The 21,414-nt window shown below is 70.3% G+C and carries 20 protein-coding genes; 3 read left to right on the top strand and 17 right to left on the bottom strand.

The window, feature by feature from the left end; translation table 11 throughout:
* Positions 1–67 precede the first annotated feature (67 nt).
* Complete coding sequence (locus HMPREF3165_RS06895; protein WP_070511803.1) at positions 68–1,807, top strand: phospho-sugar mutase; 1,740 nt, start codon at positions 68–70, stop codon at positions 1,805–1,807.
* 64 nt (positions 1,808–1,871) lie between these two features.
* Here HMPREF3165_RS06895 and HMPREF3165_RS06890 read toward each other — a convergent pair whose 3' ends face one another.
* From HMPREF3165_RS06890 to HMPREF3165_RS06810, 17 genes are all read right to left on the bottom strand, one after another.
* Positions 1,872–2,762, bottom strand: a complete 891-nt coding sequence (locus tag HMPREF3165_RS06890) for a metal ABC transporter permease (protein WP_070511800.1) — start codon at positions 2,760–2,762, stop codon at positions 1,872–1,874.
* A complete protein-coding gene (locus tag HMPREF3165_RS06885) occupies positions 2,759–3,817 on the bottom strand; it encodes a metal ABC transporter permease (protein WP_070511797.1) in 1,059 nt (352 codons plus the stop codon). The genes HMPREF3165_RS06890 and HMPREF3165_RS06885 overlap by 4 nt, the downstream gene beginning before the upstream one ends.
* Positions 3,814–4,641, bottom strand: coding sequence for a metal ABC transporter ATP-binding protein (locus HMPREF3165_RS06880; RefSeq protein WP_070511794.1), 828 nt, complete (start codon positions 4,639–4,641; stop codon positions 3,814–3,816). The genes HMPREF3165_RS06885 and HMPREF3165_RS06880 overlap by 4 nt, the downstream gene beginning before the upstream one ends.
* Before the next feature lie 8 nt (positions 4,642–4,649).
* Positions 4,650–5,834 carry a metal ABC transporter substrate-binding protein gene (locus tag HMPREF3165_RS06875; protein WP_070511791.1) on the bottom strand — a complete coding sequence of 395 codons (1,185 nt, stop codon included), beginning with the start codon at positions 5,832–5,834 and terminating at the stop codon, positions 4,650–4,652.
* Between the two features lie 164 nt (positions 5,835–5,998).
* A complete protein-coding gene (gene deoC / locus HMPREF3165_RS06870) occupies positions 5,999–6,652 on the bottom strand; it encodes a deoxyribose-phosphate aldolase (protein WP_070511788.1) in 654 nt (217 codons plus the stop codon).
* 86 nt (positions 6,653–6,738) lie between these two features.
* On the bottom strand, positions 6,739–7,071 hold the full coding sequence (locus HMPREF3165_RS06865; RefSeq protein WP_080553338.1) for a VOC family protein: 333 nt from the start codon (positions 7,069–7,071) through the stop codon (positions 6,739–6,741).
* A gap of 47 nt (positions 7,072–7,118) precedes the next feature.
* Positions 7,119–7,928, bottom strand: coding sequence for a hypothetical protein (locus HMPREF3165_RS06860; protein WP_070511786.1), 810 nt, complete (start codon positions 7,926–7,928; stop codon positions 7,119–7,121).
* Positions 7,925–9,271 carry a thymidine phosphorylase gene (locus HMPREF3165_RS06855; RefSeq protein WP_070511783.1) on the bottom strand — a complete coding sequence of 449 codons (1,347 nt, stop codon included), beginning with the start codon at positions 9,269–9,271 and terminating at the stop codon, positions 7,925–7,927. The genes HMPREF3165_RS06860 and HMPREF3165_RS06855 overlap by 4 nt, the downstream gene beginning before the upstream one ends.
* A gap of 40 nt (positions 9,272–9,311) precedes the next feature.
* A complete protein-coding gene (locus HMPREF3165_RS06850) occupies positions 9,312–9,746 on the bottom strand; it encodes a cytidine deaminase (RefSeq protein ID WP_070511780.1) in 435 nt (144 codons plus the stop codon).
* Positions 9,743–11,035, bottom strand: a complete 1,293-nt coding sequence (locus tag HMPREF3165_RS06845; protein ID WP_070511777.1) for an ABC transporter permease — start codon at positions 11,033–11,035, stop codon at positions 9,743–9,745. Before HMPREF3165_RS06845 ends, HMPREF3165_RS06850 begins: the two co-directional genes overlap by 4 nt.
* A 3-nt stretch (positions 11,036–11,038) precedes the next feature.
* A complete protein-coding gene (locus HMPREF3165_RS06840) occupies positions 11,039–12,358 on the bottom strand; it encodes an ABC transporter permease (protein WP_070511775.1) in 1,320 nt (439 codons plus the stop codon).
* Entirely contained in the window at positions 12,355–13,884 is a 1,530-nt protein-coding gene (locus tag HMPREF3165_RS06835) for an ABC transporter ATP-binding protein (RefSeq protein ID WP_070511773.1), read from the bottom strand. Before HMPREF3165_RS06835 ends, HMPREF3165_RS06840 begins: the two co-directional genes overlap by 4 nt.
* A gap of 57 nt (positions 13,885–13,941) precedes the next feature.
* Complete coding sequence (locus HMPREF3165_RS06830) at positions 13,942–15,042, bottom strand: BMP family lipoprotein (protein WP_009406014.1); 1,101 nt, start codon at positions 15,040–15,042, stop codon at positions 13,942–13,944.
* 239 nt (positions 15,043–15,281) lie between these two features.
* The gene (locus HMPREF3165_RS06825) at positions 15,282–16,505 is read right to left on the bottom strand and encodes a mannose-1-phosphate guanylyltransferase (protein ID WP_070511922.1); all 1,224 of its coding nucleotides are present in this window, start codon (positions 16,503–16,505) and stop codon (positions 15,282–15,284) included.
* Positions 16,506–16,573: 68 nt separating this feature from the next.
* On the bottom strand, positions 16,574–16,924 hold the full coding sequence (locus HMPREF3165_RS06820) for a hypothetical protein (RefSeq protein ID WP_070511771.1): 351 nt from the start codon (positions 16,922–16,924) through the stop codon (positions 16,574–16,576).
* Positions 16,925–17,158: 234 nt separating this feature from the next.
* Positions 17,159–18,181 carry a YihY/virulence factor BrkB family protein gene (locus HMPREF3165_RS06815; RefSeq protein WP_070511769.1) on the bottom strand — a complete coding sequence of 341 codons (1,023 nt, stop codon included), beginning with the start codon at positions 18,179–18,181 and terminating at the stop codon, positions 17,159–17,161.
* On the bottom strand, positions 18,178–18,840 hold the full coding sequence (locus HMPREF3165_RS06810; RefSeq protein ID WP_070511766.1) for a 2'-5' RNA ligase family protein: 663 nt from the start codon (positions 18,838–18,840) through the stop codon (positions 18,178–18,180). The genes HMPREF3165_RS06815 and HMPREF3165_RS06810 overlap by 4 nt, the downstream gene beginning before the upstream one ends.
* Positions 18,841–19,153: 313 nt before the next feature.
* On the opposite strand from HMPREF3165_RS06810, the gene HMPREF3165_RS06805 reads away from it, so the two are divergent.
* Positions 19,154–19,951, top strand: a complete 798-nt coding sequence (locus HMPREF3165_RS06805; RefSeq protein WP_020991847.1) for a DeoR/GlpR family DNA-binding transcription regulator — start codon at positions 19,154–19,156, stop codon at positions 19,949–19,951.
* A 73-nt stretch (positions 19,952–20,024) separates the two neighbouring features.
* Positions 20,025–21,302: a galactokinase gene (gene galK, locus HMPREF3165_RS06800; protein ID WP_070511764.1), complete on the top strand. Its 1,278-nt coding sequence runs from the start codon at positions 20,025–20,027 to the stop codon at positions 21,300–21,302.
* Positions 21,303–21,414 lie beyond the last annotated feature (112 nt).

Raw genomic sequence — 21,414 nt, 5'->3', positions numbered from 1 at the left:
TGGAAACACCAGTGAGGAGCGTCATTGTGAGCGTTTCCAGAAGTTATCGCGCGGTACCGTCACAGATATGACCCGAGGCCCTGAAGATGTGTACGACGACGTTGCCGTGGACGCGTGGATCCAGGACGATCCGGACCCCGTCACCCGCGCCGAGCTCACTGAGCTGCTGAGCGCCGCCCGTTCTCATGGCGAGCAGGCCCAGGCGGCTCGCAGGGCACTCAGCGACGCCTTCAGCGGCACCCTCGCCTTCGGCACGGCCGGCCTGCGAGGCCGCCTGGGCGGGGGCCCCAACCGGATGAACCGGGTCGTCGTCATCCGCGCCGCGGCGGGGTTGTCCGCTTACCTCAAGGACCGTCTCGGTGAGGGCTTCAGCGTCGTCATCGGTTACGACGCCCGCCACAACTCCGAGCAGTTCGCCCTCGATACGGCCGCGGTCGTCACCGGTGCGGGCGGTCGGGCCATTCTCTTCGAGTCGCACTGCCCGACCCCGGTACTCGCCTTCGCGCTGCGGCGCCTGGAGGCCGACGCCGGCGTCATGGTGACGGCCTCGCACAACCCTCCGCAGGACAACGGCTACAAGGTCTACCTGGGCGGGCGGGCCGTGACCGACTCAGGTCAGGGGGCCCAGATCGTTCCCCCCTATGACAGCCAGATCGCTGCGGCGATCGACGCCGTCGGCCCGGTCAGCTCCGTACCCCGCCCGCAGTCGGGCTGGGAGACGGTCGACCCGGAGATCCGGGAGGAGTACATCGAGCGGGCCGCTCAGGCGGCTCGGATGACGGCCCCCGCCCCGGTGAAGATCGTGTTGACGGCGATGCACGGCGTGGGTGGGGCCACCTGCCGTGAGGTGCTCGCGCGAGCCGGGTTCACCGACGTCGTCGAGGTGGCTGAGCAGTTCGAGCCGGATCCGGACTTCCCGACGGTCGCCTTCCCCAACCCGGAGGAGCCCGGGGCGCTGGACCTGGCGCTGGACAAGGCCCGGCAGGTTGAGGCGGACCTGGTGATCGCCAACGATCCCGATGCGGATCGTTGCTCCGCCGCCATCCCGGACGAGGACGCTCCCGGCGGCTGGCGTCAGCTGACGGGCGATGAGGTCGGCGCGCTCCTGGGTGAGCAGGCCGCCGAGCTGGCTGCCTTCGCGGGCAACGGGGTCCTGGCCTGCTCCGTGGTCTCCTCCCGCCTGCTGCGCCGGATCGCCCAGTCCCACGGCTTGGGCTTCCGCCGCACGCTGACGGGCTTCAAGTGGATCAGCCGGGAGCCGGGCCTGGTCTTCGGCTACGAGGAGGCCCTGGGCTACTGCGTCGATCCCGCCGCGGTGCGGGACAAGGACGGCATCTCCGCCTCGGTGCGGCTGGCGGTGCTGACCTCCGTGCTCAGGCAGCAGGGCCGGACCCTGCAGGATCTGCTCAATCGCCTCGCGCGTGACCACGGTCTGCACGCCACGAGCCCGTTGAGCATGCGGGTCGAGGACCTCGAGATCATCACCAGCACCATGGAGCGTCTGCGTTCGGGCGGGGCGCCGGCCAAGCTCGCCGGTTCCCCGGTCACCACGACCGTGGATCTGCTCGACGGCGTCTCGGACGGCAACGGCGGTACCCTTCCCCCCACGAACGGCCTGGTGTGGGTGACGGCCTCGGATGACCGAGTGGTCGTGCGCCCCTCGGGAACCGAGCCCAAGCTCAAGTGCTACTGCGAAGTGATTCTGCCGACGAATGACCCTCCGGTGGCGCAGGTGCGCGAGGCGGCCGCTGAGCGCCTGGAGGCCATCAAGGCCGACCTGCGCGGCATTCTGGGGATCGCTGCCTGAACAACCCCCATTGCAGGCCTGGCTCCGGCGTCGCCGGGAGCGCCCGCGCAGGATCGGCGCGGGCTCAGCCCCGGCGTAGCAGCGGCACTCGCACCCAGGCACCGCGCGTCGCAGCCCAGTGGAGCAGGGCTGAGACCAGGTAGACCACTCCACAGGCCACGGCGATGACTCCGCCTGCGGACAGGTTCAGCTGCACTGCGATCAACAGCCCGGCCAGGGACGTCACCGCACCGAGAATCGGGGCGCCGATCAGCAGCCGGCTCATGGTGCGCGTCCACGGCGCCAGCGCGGCCGCGGGCGCAGCGATGAGCGCGATGGGCAGAATCGTGCCGACGGCGGGAACGAGCATCACGATGGTCAGGGTAATCATGACCATGACGGTCCCCTCGGCCCAGGCGGGCTTCAGACCGCTGGCGCGGTATCCCAGCGGGTCGAAGCTGTAGAAGGTGAGGAACCGCCCGGCCACCGCGAGCACGAGGACCGTCAGCGCCAGGACGGTGCCGACGGCAATGACATCGACGCGATTGACGTTGAGCACGGAACCGGCCAGGAAGGAGTCCACCTTGATCGGCAGCGGGGCGAACCACTTGTTGAGGAAGTAGCCCAGGGCGAATCCGAAGGTGAGGACAACGCCGGCGGCCGACTGCGAGGAGATCCCGGGAACCTGGGACAGTCGCCGCATGAGCCAGATCATCGGCAGGCACATGAAGGCGGCTCCCACCAGCACCAGCGCGGACAGGAGGGTGAAGTCGGCGCGCTGGCCGAGAACCGCCCGCGAGAACCAGGCGGCGGTGACCACGCCGACGATCGCTCCGGGGAAGGTCGCGTGAGTGAGTGACTCGGTGAAGAAGATCCGGCGATGGACCAGCGCGAGCGCCCCCACGAGCCCGGCCAGGAGCCCCATGAGAAGGACCTCGACGATGGGCAGCAGGAGGATGTCAAACCCGATTCTCATACCCGGCTCCTCTTGGCCGTCGGGGTCACGCCTCTCGCCGAGTCCTCCGGTCCCCCGGTGGGATCGGCACTGGCCTTCGCACCTACCGTCGTCGAGGTCGACGCAGCTGCCGCGGACTGCACCGAGCCGGCCCGCCGAGCCGGCCCGCGCAGCCTTTCGCGCGCGGTTGAGACGCCGACGGCGATCAGGAGGATGCTGGTCATCACCAGGGCCACGGTGGCCTGCGGTGAGATCGGCTTGTCAGAGGGCTCGGGTAGGGCCATGAGCAGCATGCCCAGGTATCCCCCGCCCACACCCACGGCGATGGCGACCAGGACCATGGTGCGTACCCGGGAGGCAAGAACGCGCGCCGTCGCACCGGGGATGACGAGGTAGCCGATGACCAGAAGGATCCCCACCGCCGTCGAGGCGGAGACGACCGCGGCAGCGATGGCGGTGTTGAGGACCAGGTCGAGTGCGAGCAGCCTCAGCCCGGAGGCGCGGGCGCCGGTGCGGTCGAAGGCGTAGGCCACCTGTTCCTTCCAGGTCGCCGCAATGAGCAGCAGTGCGACGGCGCACACGATGAGCGCCTGGGCGAGGCGCGCATCAGTGACCTCCAGGAGGCGGCCGAACATGAGGGCCTCGAGCTGGCCGGACATGTCGCCCTTGGCCAGGGACAGGATGAGCCCGACGGAGAAGAAGCTGGTGAGGACGACGGCGGTGCCGGCCTCGGAGGCCTCCCCCCGATGCGAACGGTGCGAGACGATGGTCAGCACCACGGCCGCGGCGACGGCGACAACGGAGGCCGCCGGGATGATCGCGTCGATCCCCCAGTAGACGGCGCCGGCGACGATCCCGGGGAAGACGGCGTGGACCATGGCCTCGGCGCTGAACTCGGCGCTGCGCAGGTTGACGATGACACCGATGACGCCGGCGACGACGCCCAGAAGCACCACCATCACCAGGGGGCGGAAGAGGAAGGGGTACGTCGCCAGCTCGGTGAGCCCGGGGATGTTGAGGGCCGCCAGGCGCAGCTGCTCGAGGGCCTGGCTGAAGAGCGTCATCGCCTCACTCATGACGGCTCCTGCGTGCCCGCGCCGGAACGGAGCCCCAGCAGCCGGGTGGTGCCGTGGCCGCCGTAGGCCTCGTCGATGTAGCGGGCCACGAGCACCTCGTCGCGCGGGCCGAAGGCGATCTGCCGTCCGGCCAGGAGGGCCGCCTGCTCGCAGGTCTCCTGGGCCAGAACGAGGTCGTGGGTGGAGATGACCAGGGAGATGCCCTGGTCCTTGAGGTCAGTGATGATGGACAGCAGGGCGTCCCGGTTGGGCTGGTCCAGGCCGTTGAAGGGCTCATCGAGGAGGATGAGGCGGGGCCGGGCGGCCACGCAGCGCGCCACGAGGACGCGCTGCTGCTGGCCGCCGGACAGGGTGCCGAAGCGCCTGTCGGCGCGGTCGGCCAGACCCACGCTGTCAAGGGCCTCCAGCGCCCGACGACGGGCCTCGGCGCCGGGGCGCCGCAGGATGCCGAGCTGGGAGTACATGCCCATCTGGACCACCTCCCGCACGGTGACGGGGAAGGTGGGGTCGAGGTCGCTGAGCTGAGGAACGTATCCGACGGACCCCCGTGGCGCTCTGCCCGGTGCCGCCCCGTTGACACGCACCCGGCCCCGGCTGACGGTCACCATGCCGAGCAGTGCCCGCATGAGTGTCGTCTTGCCCGAGCCGTTGGGGCCCACGAGGGCGAGGGCCTGCCCGGCCGGGACCCGACCGGTAACACCGGTGAGCACGGTGGAGGAGCCGTAGGAGAAGGAGGCGTCCTCCAGAGTGACGACCGGTTCGGCAGCAGCGGTCCGGGTGGTTGGGGAGGTCATCGCGGGAGTGCGATCACGGGGGTCTGTCATACGGTTCCTCACTTGACGTCGGAGGCCTTGGGGCTCCACTGGGCGAGGTCGGCAGGAATCTCGGTGACCGTGCCGCCCCAGGCCTTGGTGAGGTTGGAGACGTTGTGGAGGATGGAGCCGATGTAGGTCTCGCCGTCGGATCCGGGGGTCCCCAGGGAGTCGCCGTAGAGGGCCTCATCACCGATGACCGCCTTGACTCCGGCGACCTCAGCGACCTTCTGGATGGACTTGGGGTTGTTGGAGTTCTCAGCGAAGATGGCCACGGCCCCGGAGGACTTGACCTTGTCCGCGGTCTGCTGGATCTTGTCGGCGGTGGCGTCCTGCTGGGCGTTGAAGTCCGACAGGGCGGCACCCTCGAACTTCACGCCGAACTCCTTGCTGAAGTAGCCGAAGGCGTCGTGGCTGGTGAACAGGACCCGCTTGTCCTGGGGTACCGAGTTGAGGGAGCCGGCGGCCCACTCGTCGAGCTTCTTGAGCTTGGCGACGTAGGCGTCCACGTGGCTGCGGAAGACACCGGCCTGGTCGGGGGCGGCCTTCTCCAGGGCGGCACCGATGTTGGTGACCTGGACGATCGCGTTCTTCGGTGAGGTCCACACGTGCGGGTCGAAGCGGAACTCGGGCTCGCTCTCACCCTCCTCCGGCGGGAAGGGCCACTTGGCGACCTCGACCTTGGCGCTACCCCGGTCGACCTTGTAGGGCTTGGCCTCCTCCTTCTTCTTCTGGGCGGCCAGGTCATCGACGTCGGCAGCCCCGGCGACCCCGGAGGTCACCACCATGGTGCCCTTGAAGCCGGTGGAGTCGACGGCGGAGTCCAGGAAGTGCTCCAGGTCGACGCCGGAGATGAAGAAGAGATCCGCCTCGGACAAGGCCTTGGACTGGGCCGTGGTCATGTCGTGCTCATGCGCTGAGGCGTTGGGGGCCAGCAGGCAGGTGAGCGTGAGGTGGGACTTGGCCTTGGCTGCGTCGGCTCCGAAGTGCTGGGTCTTGCCGTCCGCGCCGGTGCGGTCGAAGGAGAGATCACTGGAGGCGTCGCCGCTGGCGAGCTGGGTGATGTAGTCGCAGATCTGCGTCGTGGAGGCGACCGCCTTGACCGTTCCCGCGGCGTCGGCCGAGGTCGAGCTGTGACCACAGGCAGCCAGGGCGGGAGCGGACAGGGCGAGGCAGGCAAGCGCCGCGGCGCTGCGGCGACTCATACTGGGGATGGTTCTCATAGAGCCGAGTATAGTTTCGGAGACCCGAAACTTGGCAAGTTGAGGCGATCCTTCCTGCTGCATACCGAAGGGGACGACGACGGGCCCGGCTGCTATGCCGGGCCCGTCCGTGAGGTGCGGTGACGTGCGACGACGCACGGTTCCTTTCAGTCCGCCAGCCGCTCCAGGACGGCGGCGCTGGCGGACAGGCCCAGGCGGTTGGCTCCGGCCTCGACCATGGCCAGGGCGTCGGCGGCGGTACGGATGCCGCCGGAGGCCTTGACGCCGAGGCGCTCTCCCACGGTGGCGCGCATGAGGGCGACGGCGTGGGTGGAGGCGCCGCCGGCGGGGTGGAAGCCGGTGGAGGTCTTGACGAAGTCGGCCCCGGCGGCCTCGGCGGCGCGGCAGGTGGAGACGATCTCCTCATCGGTGAGGGCGGCGGACTCGATGATGACCTTGAGGACGGCGCCCCGGCAGGCCTCGCGCACGCCGCGGATGTCGGCCTCGACGGCGTCGGCGTCGCCTTCCTTGACGAGGCGGAGGTTGACGACCATGTCGATCTCCTCGGCGCCCTTGGCCAGGGCGTCGGCGGCCTCGGCGGCCTTGACGGCGGTGGCGTGGGCGCCGGAGGGGAAGCCGCAGACGGTGGCCACGTGCAGGTCGTCGGGCACTTCCACCGGCAGGAGGCTCGGGGAGACGCACACGCTGTAGGTGTTCAGGTCCGCGGCCTCGGCGATGAGCGCATTGACCTGGGCGGTGGTGGCCTCGGGCTTGAGGAGAGTGTGGTCGATGAGGCGGGCGATCCGGGCGCGCGTGGTCATGGGGATCCTTTCACGAGAGTTCATCCATCATGGACCGACCCGCCTCATGCGGCAAAGCACCACGCGATGCACCTTCAGTGCTGGAATCACAGATGAGACAGGACGTTCACGATGTTTCCGTCCGCATCCCGGAAGAAGAAACGACGCACTCCCCACTCCTCCACAGCGAGGTCATGCACGATCTCCCAGCCGTTCTCCCGAGCGATCCGGTAGGCATCATCCAGATCATCCACCTCGATGGAGACCGCCGGGTTGACCGGAGCAGTGGGATCAGAGGCGATCAAACTGATTTGGATGGAACGATCCCCTGGCGGGGACAGGGTGGCGATCCAGCCATGATTCATGACCACCTCCATCCCGGTGAGGCGACGATACGCTTCAATGGCAGCATCAAGATCGCGCACAGTGATGAGTGGCATGGCTCGCCGTGTCGACATGGATATCACTCCCACACAACTGGTACTCGTCATGGATTGTTTTCGGGCGCGATGACGGCGAGGACGCGGGGCCAGTTGCCGAGCTCGCGGGGGCCGGGGCGGTGCGGGTCGCGCGGGACGGTCAGATCGAGGGGGCGCACGGCGCCGCTGGAGGGCTCGTAGATGTGCGCGCTTCCCTCACCGGGGTCGTCCTGCCCGACGGTCCGCCAGGGCAGGGCCAGGACGTAGTGGCGGGGCACGGCCGGGGTGCGTGCCAGGGACGCGCGCAGCCTCGCCCTCGCCGTGGGCTCACCCTCGGCGTCGGCGTCGAGGACGAGCGGGCCGCCGGTGACCAGGATGACCGGGAGCCCGCCTGCCAGCACCTCACGGATCGAGGCGACCTCACTGCCCCAGGCGGGCCCGTGGTCGCTCACCCACCTCACCGTGTAACGACGGCGCCCTCCGCCCGGAGTGCAGGTGCTCACGATGTCGGTCATCTGCCGGGCCACGGACCAGGGCGTGGAGCCCAGCGCCTTCGGCCAGGGCAGGATCCCCAGGCCGCGGACATTCATGGCCCGCTGGAGACGCAGCTGCTGGCGGGACAGGACGGTCATCAGCTGTTTGCCCTCCCGGCCGGGTGGCGAGGCGGTCATCTCCTGGGCGAGGTCGTCCGTCACCGCTGCGCGCTGGCCGGGTGCCAGGAGCAGGTGGGCTGCCAGGAGGCAGGTGGGCCCGCAGGTGGTGGCGTCGGTCTGGGTCAGGGTGATGGCCTGGCCCGCCTGGGTGAGGCGGCCCACTCGCAGCCGGGAGTTGACGGCTCGGGCGACGATGGCGGGGGCCACCGGCCGGGGCGTGGTCATCCGATGCGCTCCAGGATGACGCCGCGCTCCCGGCGGGCGACGGCGTCGGCCGCTTCCGGCGATCCGGCCTCGGAGATGACGATGCCGCCGGCGAGCGCCTCCCGGGCGCGGGTGAAGCGCTCGGGGGTGGCGGTGTGCAGGGTGAGCAACGGTTGGCCGGCGCGGACCTCGTCGCCCGGTTTGGCGTGCATGGTGACGCCGGCGACGGCCTGGACCGGGTCCTCCTTGCGGGCCCGCCCGGCCCCGAGGCGCCAGGCGGCCACCCCGACGGCGAGAGCGTCCAAGGTGGTGAGGACCCCGTCGGCCGGGGCGGTGACGGTCTCGGTCTCCGGGGCGAGGGGCAGGGGTGCGTCCGGGTCACCTCCCTGGCGGGAGATCATGTCGCGCCAGATGTCCATGGCGCGTCCGTCGGCCAGGGCGGCGCGGGCCTGGTCCTCCTCGACGGGTCTGCCGGCGGCGGCGCACATCTCCAGGGCCAGGGCCACGGTGAGGTCGACGACGTCGGCCGGTCCCCCGCCGGCGAGCACCTCGAGGGACTCGGCGACCTCGAGGGCGTTGCCGGCGGTGAGCCCGAGCGGGGTGGACATGTCGGTGAGCAGGGCGCGGGTGGTCACGCCGGCGTCGTTGCCCAGGGCCACCATGGTGGAGGCGAGCTCGCGGGCCTGGCCCAACTCCTTCATGAAGGCGCCCGAGCCGACCTTGACGTCCAGGACGAGGGCGCCGGTCCCCTCGGCGATCTTCTTGGACATGATCGAGGAGGCGATGAGGGGGACGCAGGAGACGGTAGCGGTGGTGTCGCGCAGGGCGTAGAGGCGCTTGTCGGCGGGGGCCAGTCCCGCCCCGGCGGCGCAGATGACGGCGCCGGGGCCGTCGGCATCGAGCATCGTCGCGATCTCCTCGCCCGTGAGGTCGGCCCGCCAGCCGGGGATGGACTCCAGCTTGTCCAGGGTCCCGCCGGTGTGCCCGAGCCCGCGCCCGGACAGCTGGGGGACGCTCACGCCGAAGACGGCCACGAGCGGCGCCAGCGGCAGGGTGATCTTGTCCCCCACTCCCCCGGTGGAGTGCTTGTCCGCCGTGGGGCGGGGCAGGCCGGAGAAGTCCATGCGCTCCCCGGAGGCGATCATGGCCTCGGTCCAGCGGGCGATCTCGGCCCGGCTCATACCGCGCAGGTAGATGGCCATGGCCAGAGCACTCATCTGCTCCTCGGCGACGGCGCCGCGGGTGTATGCCTCCACGACCCAGTCGATCTGGGCGTCGGTCAGGGCGGCGCCGTCACGCTTGGCGGCGATGACGTCGACGGCGTCGAAGGGCTCGACGGCCGGCGGTGCGGCGGGGACGGTCACGGGGTTTCTCCTCCATCTGTGGCTGCTGGTCAGCCGGCCCTCAGCTCTGCTGACCGACGACGCGTTCGACGTCGTCGGCGCAGAAGCGGTCGGGCAGGACCTCGTCGATGCTCATCATCCCCGAGGGCATGGCCAGCACCATACCGTCGGCGGCGTGCTCGCTCAGGAGCTGGCGGCAGCGCCCGCACGGTGCCAGGGCCCGGCCGTGGGCGTCCACGCAGGCGAAGGCGACCAGGCGCCCGCCCCCGGTGCGGGTGAGCTCGGAGACGAGGCCGCACTCAGCGCACAGGGTGACGCCGTAGCCGGCGTTCTCCACGTTGCACCCCGAGACGAGTCGGCCGTCGTCGACCAGGGCGGCGGCACCGACCTTGAAGCGGGAGTAGGGGGCGTAGGCGTGGGTCATGGCCTCCACGGCGAACTCGTGCAGGGCCCGCCAGTGGGCGTCGGTCAGTTCGGTGGGCACGATGCTGCTCACGGGTAGGGCACCCCCTCGGCGGCCGGCGCACGCACCTTGCCCACGAATCCGGCCACCGCCAGGATCGTGACGATGTAGGGGATCATGGAGATGATGTCCGGTGAGACCGAGCTGCCGATGACCGGCAGGGTCTGGGCCACGGAGGTGGCGAAGCCGAAGAGCAGGGCCGCCCCCAGGGAGCCCAGGGGCCGCCAGGCGCCCAGGATCATGGCGGCCAGGGCGATGTAGCCGTTGCCGGCGGTCATGTCGTTCTCGAAGGACAGGCCCGAGCCGACGGTGAAGAAGGCCCCTCCCAGTCCCGCGAGCGCCCCGGCCAGGGCCAGGTTGGCCACGCGGGTGCGCATGACGTTGATGCCGACGGTGTCGGCGGCCTTGGGGTGCTCACCGCAGGCCCGCAGCCTCAGCCCCCACCGGGAGCGGAAGAGCATGACGGACAGGACCGCCACGGCCGCGTACATGAGGTAGACGAGGATCGTCTGGCGGAAGAGGACCGGCCCGATGATCGGGATCCGGGACAGCAGCGGCACCGCCAGGGTGGGCAGGCGCAGGGCCCGGTTGAGGCTGGGGCTGGAGGACAGGAAGGTGGAGAACAGGAAGCCGGTGAGCCCGGAGACCAGGACGTTGAGGACGACGCCGACGACGATCTGGTTGACCCGGTAGCGCAGTCCGAACAGGGCCAGCAGGAGGGCCACGAGGACTCCGGCTACGGGGGCGGCCAGGATCCCCACCCAGGGGTTGGAGCAGGCCGAGGCGACGACGGCCCCCAGGAAGGCCCCGCCCAGGAGCTGGCCCTCGATGGCGATGTTGATGGTGCCCGAGCGCTCCCCGATGATCCCGGCCAGTGAGCCGTAGACGAGGGGGACGCTCAGTCCCAGCGCGGAGGACAGGATGGTCACCAGGGGGATGACGCCGCGGCTTCCGGCCCCTGCCCAGGCCAGGAAGGCCAGGACGAATCCGATGCCGATGAGGACGGCGACCCAGGTCGGGATCCTGCTGCGACGCCGGGCCCGGTCGAAGGCGACGGCGGTGGAAGCCGCGACGATCCCGGCGGTGGTGAGGATGACCAGGCGTGCGTTGAGCTCGGGGGCCCCGAGCCGGAAGAGGTCGGAGGAGGCGGTCAGGTCGAAGGTCGTCGAGCCGCGGGCCCCCAGAGCCATGAGCCCCTGCAGCAGGAGCACGACGACGCCAGTGATCGGGATCTTCAGATCCATGGGCGCCAGCGCCGCGGGCGCGGACGCATCCGGTGCGGTCGCGGCATGAGAGTCGGCAGAAGCGGTTGATGCGCTCATGGCTCAGGCCTCCTTCACGGCGGGAGCGGCCGGGGCTGCGGCCGGCACTGAGGCGGGGGACGGGGCGGTGCCGCCGAGGGTGTCGCGGCGCTCCGGGAGCCGGAAGATGGCCCGGATCAGGGGCGGCGCGGCGATGAACAGCACGATCGTGGACTGCAGGACCAGGACGATCTTGATGTGGGTGCCCGGGGCGGCCTGCATGGCGGTGCCCCCGGCGCGCAGCGCCCCGAAGAGCAGGCCGGCCAGCACGGTCCCCAGGGGGCGGGAGCGACCCAGGAGCGCCACCGTGATGGCGTCGAAGCCGATGGTGCCCACGACGGACTCGTCCATGCTCTTCTGGGTGCCCAGGACCGGCGCGGTAGCGGCCAGCCCGCACAGGGCGCCGGAGATCATCATGACCAGGCTCGTCACCCAGGGAACGCTCATGCCTGCGGTGCGGGCGGCGTCGGCGTTGAGGCCGGTGGCCCGCAGCTGGAAGCCGAGGCGGGAGCGCTCCATGAGCCACCACACGGCCACGGCGACCAGCAGGGCCAGGAGGAAACCGGCGTGGAGGCGGAAGGAGTCGCCGGCCAGTGAGGGGTACTGGGCGGCATCCGCCACGGTCAGGGACTTGCGGTTGCCGGTCTCCCCCTCCCCGTTGAAGGCCTTGAGGCTGAGCACCTGGGACAGCAGGTGGGCGGCGATGGAGTTGAGCATGATCGTCACGATCACCTCGTTGGCGCCGGTGCGGGCCTTGAGGACGCCGGCGATGCCGCCCCACACCAGTCCTCCCAGGGCCGCCCCGACGACGGCGAGCAGCAGGTGGGCCACCGGGGGCAGGTTCCAGGCGATGCCCACGTAGCAGGCGGTGATCGCCCCAAGGATCATCTGCCCCTGGCCGCCGATGTTGAACAGGCCGGCACGGAAGGCCACCGCCATGCCGAGCCCGGCGATGATGAGCGGGGTGGCGTTGGTCAGGGTGTCGGTGATGGGGCGGATCATGCGCACGCCCGTCGTGGCGCGCCAGTCGAAGACGGCACCACGCAACAGGGAGCTGTAGGCCTCGCTCAGGGTGGAGGCCGTGGCGTGGAGGAAGTCGCCGGGACGGTTGAGCAGGTAGGTGGCGGTGTAGCGCACCTCGGAGTCGGCCGCGAGGATGAGGATCGAGCTGAGGATCAGGGCGGTCAGGACCGCGAGCAACCCGACGACGGCCGGTGAGGAGGCGACCTGCCGCAACAGGGCGCCCTGGCCGCTCGGGCCGTGCTTGGTCTGCTCCTCGGAGTGGTCCTCGGACAGGGGCGTCGGGGTCGCTTCGGTGCTGGAGCCGGTAGTGGGGGTGCTCATCGTGTCTGCTCCTGAGGGTCGAGGGCCTGCTCGGCGGGGGTGCCGGCCATCATGAGGCCCAGGGCGTCGCGGGCGGTGTCGGCCGGGACGGTGCCGACGATCCGTCCGCGGTACATGACGGCGATCCGGTCGGCCAGGGCGTAGATCTCGTCGAGCTCGGAGGAGATGATGAGGACGGCGGTGCCGGTGTCGCGCTCGGCGACGATGCGCTGGTGGACGAACTCGATGGAGCCCACGTCCAGGCCTCGGGTGGGCTGGGAGGCGACGAGGACCTTGAGGGGCCGGGAGAGCTCACGGGCGAGGATGGCCTTCTGCTGGTTGCCTCCCGAGAGGGTGGAGATGGCGTCATCGACGTCGGTGACGCGCACGTCGAACTCCTCGCGCATCCGGTGGGCGGCGTGGCGCACGCGCGTCGGGGACAGTGACGGGCCCCGCCCCAGGGAGGGGTCGTCGTAGCGGTCCAGGACCATGTTCTCGGCGACGGAGAGCTCGGCGACCATGCCGTCGGTGGTGCGGTCCTCGGGCACGAACCCCAGTCCGGCTCGCAGGCGGCGGCGCACCGTGTGGCGGGTGACGTCCTGACCGTCGAAGGCGATGGAGCCGGCGGTGGGCGGCCGTAGCCCGAGGATGACCTCGCTCAGCTCGGTCTGGCCGTTGCCCTGGACGCCGGCGATGGCGAGGATCTCGCCGGCGCGCACGTGCAGGTCGATGTCCTCAAGGAGGGTGGTGCCATCCTCGATGAGGCTGATGCCCTCCAGAGTGAGTCCATCGTCCCCGGGGTCGGCCGGGGGCTTGTCGACGGTCAAGGAGACGTCGTGGCCGACCATGAGGCCGGCGAGCTCGGCGGCCGAGACGGTGGGCTCGGCAGTGCCCACGACGCGGCCGCGGCGGATGACGGTGATGGTGTCGGCGACCTCGCGGATCTCGCGCAGCTTGTGGGTGATGAAGACGATGGAGGTGCCCGAGGCCTTGAGCTCGCGCATGATGGCGATGAGCTCGTCGGTCTCCTGCGGGGTGAGCACGGCGGTGGGCTCGTCGAGGATGAGAATCCTGGCGTCTCTGGCCAGGGCCTTGATGATCTCCACGCGCTGCTGGACGCCCACGGGCAGGTCCTCGATGAGAGCGTGGGGGTCGACGTCGAAGCCGAAGCGGCGGGAGATCTCGGTGACCTTGGCCGCGGCGGCGCCGGTGTTGAGGAGCCCCAGCGACCCGACCGGCTCGTAGCCCAGGGCGACGGACTCGGCCACGGTAAAGACGGGCACGAGCATGAAGTGCTGGTGGACCATGCCGATGCCTGCGGCCACGGCGTCGCCCGGCCCGGAGAAGGTGACGGGCTCGTCGTCGATGAGGATCTCTCCGGCGTCGGGCTGGTGGAGGCCGTAGAGGACGTTCATGAGCGTGGACTTGCCCGCGCCGTTCTCGCCCAGGAGGGCGTGGATCTGGCCGGGTTCGACAGTTAAGTCGATATGGTCGTTGGCCACGAGCGGCCCGAAGGCCTTCGTGATCCCGCGCAGCTCAAGCTTCACAACAGACTCGCTTCCGGGTGGCGGTGGAGGCTCGGGGCGCCGGCCCCGGCCGGGCGGTCAGGAGGGGTCGTAGGGGGTGGAGACGTCGAGGGACCCGTCGATGATCTGGGCTCGCAGCTCCTCGAGCCTGGCCTTAACCGGCGCCGGCACCCGGGAGTCGAAGTCGTGGAAGGGTGCGGCGGCCACCCCGTTGTTCTTGAGGGTTCCGATGTAGGGCTCGGAGGAGAATCTCCCCTCGGAGGCGTTCTTGACGGTGTCGAAGACCGAGTTGCCGATCTCCTTGACCACGGAGGTCATGATGATGCTGCCGTCACCGGAGGAGGTGTAGCCGTCGGAGTCGACCCAGATGACGGCGTTGGTGCCCCCAGCGTCGTTCTTCTGGCGCACGGAGGACAGCGTGCCCTGGCCGACGGGGCCGGCCACCGGCATGATGATGTCCGCGCCCTGGGAAATGAACTGCTCGGTGATGGCCTGGCCCTTGGCGGCGTCGGTGAAGTTGCCGACGAAGGAGCCGCCCTTGCCGGTGGTGGTGTCCCAGCCCTTGACCTGGACCTGGGCGCCGGTGTCCTGGTTGTAGCGGGCCACGCCCTTGGCGAAGCCGTCCATGAAGATCTGGACGGTGGGCAGGGGCTTGCCGCCGTAGGTGCCCACGACCCCGGTGCGGGAGGTACCGGCGGCGGCATACCCGGCCAGGTAGGCGGCCTCGGCCGTCTTGAACAGCAGCGGCTTGGTGTTGGGCAGGGTGGCGGGCTTGCCGTCGGCGCCGATGAAGGAGGCGTCGATGAGGGCGAACTGGATGTCGGGGTTGGCCTTGGCCGACTCGGTCAGGTCGGCGGCGATGTTGAAGCCGACGCCGATGACGAGCTTGCAGTTCTGCTGAATGAGCGCGTAGATGTTGGTGGCGTAGTCGGCCGAGTTCTCCGACTGCACGGCAATGGTCTTGACTCCCAGCTCCTTGCCGGCCCGGTCCAGGCCCTTCTTGCCGGACTCGTTGAAGGAGTGGTCGTCGAATCCGCCCTCGTCGGAGAGCATGCAGGCGGTGAAGTTCTTGGCGCCCTCCAGGTTGCGGGCGGGCCGCTGGGCCGGTGGCGTCCCGCAGGCGGCCAGGGCCAGGGCCACGGCCGCGCCGAGCGTCATCGCGGAGCAGGCCTTCTTCATGGAAACCTCCGTGGTTCTCGCGTGCGACGGGGGACACATTCGAGTGTCAAGGATAGGCGAGAACCTCTCATTCTCACACCACCTGTTCCACCGGGATGAGCTCGTGATCGTCGTGGTTTCAATGAGGAGCCCGGCGCCCGAGGACTGTCTTCTTCCGGCGCCGGGCCCCTCAAGACCTCAGCGGTTCCAGCGGTCCCAGCGACTTCGCCGGCTGCTGCGCCCGCGGTGCAGTGGTTCGGCTAGAGCAGGTCCTCTCGGCCGGCCGCCTTGAGGGCGTCGACGACGCTCTTGACGTCCTGGGCGTGCTCGGGGGTGGTGACCAGGAGGGCGTCGGGAGTATCGACGACGACGACGCCCGGCACTCCCAGGAGCACCACTGTGCGTCGGGAGGTGGCGGCGATGAGGGCGCCGTCGGAGTCGAGGGCCCGGATCTCTGCGCGGGGGTTCGCGGGGGCGGCGTCGCCGGCAGTGCCCGTCCCGGTAGAGCCGTCGGTGTCGTCGGTGTCGTCGAGCACTCCGACACCGGTGGCCGGCCCCTGGGTGCGCGGCGGGACGAGGTCGGTCAGGGCGTCGAATCCGCCGACGTCGTTCCAGCCCATGGAGACCGGCACAGTGGCCACTCCCCCGGCGGCGGCCACCGGCTCGGCGATGGCGTGGTCGATGGCGATCTTCTCCAGGGCGGGCCAGCGCTCGGCCAGGACCTCCTCGCGCTCGGGGGCGTCCCAGACGGCGGCGATGGCCTCGATGCCCTGGGCCAGCTGGGGCCTGAGCTCGGCGAGGTGGTCCAGGAGGACGCCGGCGCGGACCACGAACATGCCTGCGTTCCAGCGGTAGTCGCCGGTGGCCAGGTAGGCGGCGGCGGTGTTGGCATCGGGCTTCTCGGTGAAGCCCAGGACCCGGCGTCCGTCGGGGGCCCCGGGCACGTCGGTGGGGTCGCCGGCGTGGATGTAGCCGAAGGCGGTCGAGGGGCCGGTGGCCTCGATCCCGATGGTGACCACCCAGCCCTGCTCGGCCAGGCGGGCGGCCTGGCGGACGGCGTCGGCGAAGGCGACCCGGTCGGCCACGGTGTGGTCGGCGGCGAAGGAGCCGACGACGGCGTCTCGCCCGTGGCGGTGGGCGATGACGGCGGCGGCCAGACCGATGGCCGCCATGGAGTCTCGCGGGGAGGGCTCGGCCAGGAGGTTGTCGCGCGGAACGCTCGGGAGCTGGTCGGCCACGGCGGCGATGTGGGCGACGCCGGTGACGACCGTCGTGGTGGCGGTCAGTGGGGCCAGGCGCTCAACGGTGTCCTGCAGGAGGCTGCGGCCGGCCCCGGTGAGGTCGAGGAGGAACTTGGGGCGGTGGCGTCGGCTGAGCGGCCACAGCCGGGTGCCCGCACCTCCGGCGGGAATGATGGCGTGAATGGCCGGCGCCGAGCTGTCGGGCTGTACGGCGCGATCGGGCTTGCCAGGGTTGCCAGAAATCTCAGTCACCGCCACAGGCTAGCGCTCGGACCGCAACCTCGCACACACCACCGCCCCAGTCTCAGCATCTACATCCCGGGCCGAGAGCCCTTCTTCCGCTGGGTCGCTTTCATGACACCTGCGGCAATCAAACCAATAATGCCGAGCACCACTCCACCGGCCGCTGCTTTGCGAACCGTATAGGCGCTCTCGCCAAGCCATCCTTGACTCTTCCACTCGGCACGAGCCTGATAGCTCTCAATGGTGATGGGGCAGTCCCCCTGGTCCGGATCGCTGAACCCGGAACTGACGGACCCATCGGTGACACATTCGTACTTGGGGGCCTCTCCGCTCGCAGGAATAAGACTGACCCCAATGGCCCCCACCCCCACTACCAGCAGAACCAACGCAAAGATGAGCACTCGTTTAGCCGCCGACACAACGACTCCTTTCAAGGGAAGAGAACAAGGAATGTGTTCGATACGCAGTATTACCCGCGTGGACGAGAATCTCAACCCAGGATTCACGAACCACCAGCGTATCTATTCCCTATCGACTTGGTAGGCATCTGAGGCCTCAAGAACACGTCGTCCCCATCGTTTGATTCGTGAGAAACTCGCCTTCGGACATCAGCACTACCATTCCCCACCTCTCCCAGAAGTACTTCCATGCACTCACGGGATCGGCACCGGGGGGACGTAGTCGGGGTGCGCCGTCGGGTCCGCCTCGAGGCTGCCGGTGATGGACTGGCGGGGCCAGGTCAGGGTCTCGGGCACGGAGAGCGTCACGTAGTTGGGGCGCTCGTGGGCGTGGACCTCGTCGGGGTGGTCGACGTCCCGGGGCAGCGGCGGGTTGGCCATCCAGGCCGCCACGAGCAGCACGACGCGGCTGGTCAGGTGCAGCCACAGAATGAGGACGGCGATGGCCGCGAAGGAGGCCAGCAGCGGGTTGCGCGTCACCGAGCCGACCGCCCCGGTCCCCACCTGCCGCAGCACGCCCAGGGCGAAGGCGCCCAGCATGCAGCCCTGCAGCAGGTCGCGTCGGGGCGGGCGGATGCCACACATAGTGATGAGGAGCGCCAGGACACCGGTGTCGATGAGGAAGGAGAGCAGAAGCGTCATCACCCACGCCCCGGTTCCGGTCAGCGACTGCGGCAGGCCCAGGGAACGACCGACACTGCCCGACAGCGTCGTCGTCACCACCGAGGCCACGGCCGTCACCAGCACTCCGGCCACGATGACGAGGAACCCCGCAATATTCGCCAGCTGCCCGACCACCGGCCTCATGACGGGATTGACCAGCCCGAACATGGCCCGCAAGGCGATCTTGAGAGTGCCCATGAGGCTGATGACGGAGTAGATGAAGGCCCCGGCCGCCAGCACCGATCCCAGGTTGAGCGCCGAGGGGAGGGTCAGCTGCTCGACCGAGACCAGCCCCTTGCCGTTGCCGGTGTCGATGACCCCGGGCAGCAACGAGTTGATGGAGTCCACGACGGCGGCCCGGATGGTGGGGTGCTGACCGAGCATCGCCATGAGCATGCTCACGCCGATGACGAGGACGGCGAAGACCGAGAACATGCCCGTGTAGGCGATTCCTCCGGCCATGAGCGCGCCGCGCGCCGTGCCGTAGCGGATCAGGGCCCGGCCGACCCGTGTGCGCCGCCCGGCCGCCAGCAGCTCCTTGACGCGCTCCATCACACCGACACCGCCGGAGCCGTCGGGGGCACCGACACTGCGGGCACAGCAGTGTCGGCGGAGGCGTCAGGGGCCAGGGAGCCCCCGAAGGCGAAGGCGGCCACCACGTCCCAGCTCCCCTCCGAAGCCGAGCACCGGCCACCGCCGTGGCCGGCGGGCCGGCTACGGTGTCGGTAGAGATGAAGCTCGGTGACGGTGAAGTCCATGGTCAGGTCCGCGCCCTTCCTCGCCGCGACGTCGAGGCCGTCCTCGGCAACCTCGTGAGCCAAAGTCACGTGAGGGTGGAAGGGGAAGCTGAGCGAACGGGCCAGGGGTCCCCGGCGGTCGCGCACCCGTACCTGAAGACGGTCACACTCCTCGGCGCCGCTGCGCAGCCCGAGGTAGACCACGGGGCTGACGGGCCGGAAGGTGCCGACCTCGTCCAGCCGCACCTCGAAGGGGCTCGTCCCAGCGGCCACATCGCGCAGGTGCCGCACGACCTCGTCGAGGGAGTCGAGGTCGACGGCCGTGGGCGGCAGCAGCGTGATGTGGGGCGGCACGACCTCGGCCAGAGGATCCCCGGCGGCCTCCCGCACCGCACGGACCTGGGCGGCGTAATGGGAGGGCAGGGCGATGGCCACACCGATGACGCACTGGTGCGCGTCTGGTGCGGGGATCTGCATGACTCCTGGGCTCCTACGGGATGACTGGTTGACCGGGTTGATGTGAGTTCCTGCGTCCGGAGAACGCATGACCACGAGGGTGACCCGAACACATTACCGTGTCACACCCCCGTTATCCCAGCCGGGAGCGCGGCACGAGCGGGATAAGTGTGCCATGACCGACCGAACGGGTGGAACGGTCGCCCCGCCGCCGCCTGTGCGACTCTGTGCGGGAACGTGCGGACATGGCGTTTTCGACGTCGAGGTCTGGCAGACTGTCCCCATGCAACCCGGCCCCTCAGCCTCCGCCGTCGGATCGCCCCGCCCGGCCCCGATGCTCGCCCGTCAGCGCCAGGAGCACATCCTGGAACGGGTCGCGGCCACCGGCGGGGTCCGGGTGGCCGACGTCGTCGAGGAGCTGGGCATCTCGGAGATGACCGTGCGCCGTGACATCACCGAGCTCGTCACCCAGGGGCTGGTCGAGCGCGTCCACGGCGGGGCGGTGGCCGCCGGCCCCACCACCCTCGAGCCGCGATTCACCGCCAAGTCGACCCTCAACCTGGAGGCCAAGCGCCGCATCGGTCAGGCCGCGGCCGCCATGGTCCGCCCCGGGGACTCCCTGGCGCTGTCAGCAGGGACCACAACGCTGGCGCTCGCCCAGGCCCTGACCGAGCTGGAGCACTTCCCCACCCTGACCGTCATCACGAACTCGCTTCCCGCCGCGCAGGTACTCTTCGACGCCGCCGACGCCGCCCGCGCCGAGAACCGCGACGCCCCGACGGTGGTCATCACCGGCGGCGAGCGCACGCCGTCGAACGCCCTGGTGGGGCTGGTGGCCATCGACGCACTGAGCACGATGCGTGTGGAGTGGGTCTTCCTGGGCGCCCACGGCTTCACTCCCGAGGCCGGGCTCATGACCCCCAACCTGCAGGAGGCCTCCGCCAACCAGGCGCTGGTCGCCGCCGGACGCACGGTGGTGGCCACGCTGGACTCCTCCAAGTGGGGGGTCCTGGGGCTGCGTTCCTTCTGCGCCACCCGGGACATCGGGGTCCTGGTGACCGAGGCCGAGCCCGACGCCGACGGCGTCGACGCCCTGCAGCAGGCTGGTACCCGCCTGACCATCGCCACCTGACCCGGCCCCACCGCTCCCGCCCCCTTCCTCAGCCTGTCCGCTCACTCACAACAACCCACCACAGGAGAACACGATGACCAACGATGCTCCCGTCTTCGCCCCTGCGCTGAGCCCCCAGGAGGGCGCCGAGGCCGCCACCGCCCTGTTCCGGGAGGTCTTCGAGGCCGAGCCCGACGGCGTCTGGTACGCCCCCGGGCGCGTCAACATCATTGGCGAGCACACTGACTACAACGGCGGCCTGGCTCTGCCCATCGCCCTGCCCCACCGGGCGCACCTGGCGCTGCGGCGCCGCGAGGACCGCGTCGTGCGCCTGGTCTCCCCCCAGACCCGGGAGAAGGTCGACGTCATGGACCTCGACACGATCGGCCCGAAGGGAACCCCCGGGGAGGTGGCGCACTGGGCCTCCTACATCGCCGGCGTCGCCTGGTCCCTGGAGCGCGACGGCTTCGAGAACCTGCCCGGCTTCGACGCCGCACTCGTCTCCTGCGTGCCCCTGGGAGGCGGACTGTCCTCCTCGGCGGCCCTGGAGTGCTCGGCCGCCGTCGCCATTGACGAGGTCGCGCACCTCGGCCTGGCCGGGACTGCGCAGGAGCCCGACGACGCCGGGCGCGCCCGCCTGGTGACCAACTGCGTGCGCACGGAGAACGAGATGGCCGGGGCCCCCACCGGCGGCATGGACCAGTCGGCCTCCCTGCGCTGCCGCGAGGGTCACGCCCTGGAGCTGGACTGCCGCGACGGCTCGGTGACCCACGTGCCCTTCGACCTGGCCGCCGAGGGCCTGGCCCTCCTGGTCATCGACACCAAGGCCAAGCACTCTCTGGACGATGGCCAGTACGGGGCCAGGCGAGCGGCCTGCGAGCGGGCCGCTGAGATCCTTGGGGTGGAGCTCCTGGCGGACATCGCGATCGAGGACCTGCCCGGCGCCCTGGAGCGCCTCGCGGCCACCGACGGCGACGACGCCGACGAGCTGGTCAAGCGCACCCGCCACGTTGTCACCGAGATCGACCGCACCCGCCGGCTCGTGGCGCTCCTGCAGGACGGGCAGCCCCTGCGCGGAGAGAAGCTCGCCGAGGCCGGCAGGCTCATGGACGCCTCGCACGAGTCACTGCGTGTGGACTACGAGTGCACCTGCCCCGAGCTGGACGTGGCCGTGGAGGCGGCCCGCGCCGCCGGCGCCCACGGGGCGCGCATGACCGGCGGCGGATTCGGCGGCTCGGCGATCGCCCTGGTGGACGCCGACACCGTCCACGACGTGGCCCGCGCCGTGGCCGAGGCCTACCAGCGCGAGGGCTTCAACCCGCCGGCCTTCCTCGACGCGGTTCCCGCCGCCCCGGCCGGCAGGCTCGCCTGAGCGGCCCCGACGCACCGCTGAGCCTCCACGCCTGACGACCATCAGTCCTCTCCAACCTCGGTTGGAGAGGACTGTCAGCATTCCTCCTTCAGGATGAAGTCAGACAACCGCC

Origin of the sequence: Actinomyces sp. HMSC08A09 (assembly GCF_001807465.1) — a bacterium.
Lineage (GTDB): Bacteria > Actinomycetota > Actinomycetes > Actinomycetales > Actinomycetaceae > Actinomyces > Actinomyces oris.
The sequence above is the reverse complement of the archived record's forward strand: the minus strand, read 5'-3'. Positions and strand labels throughout refer to the sequence as shown.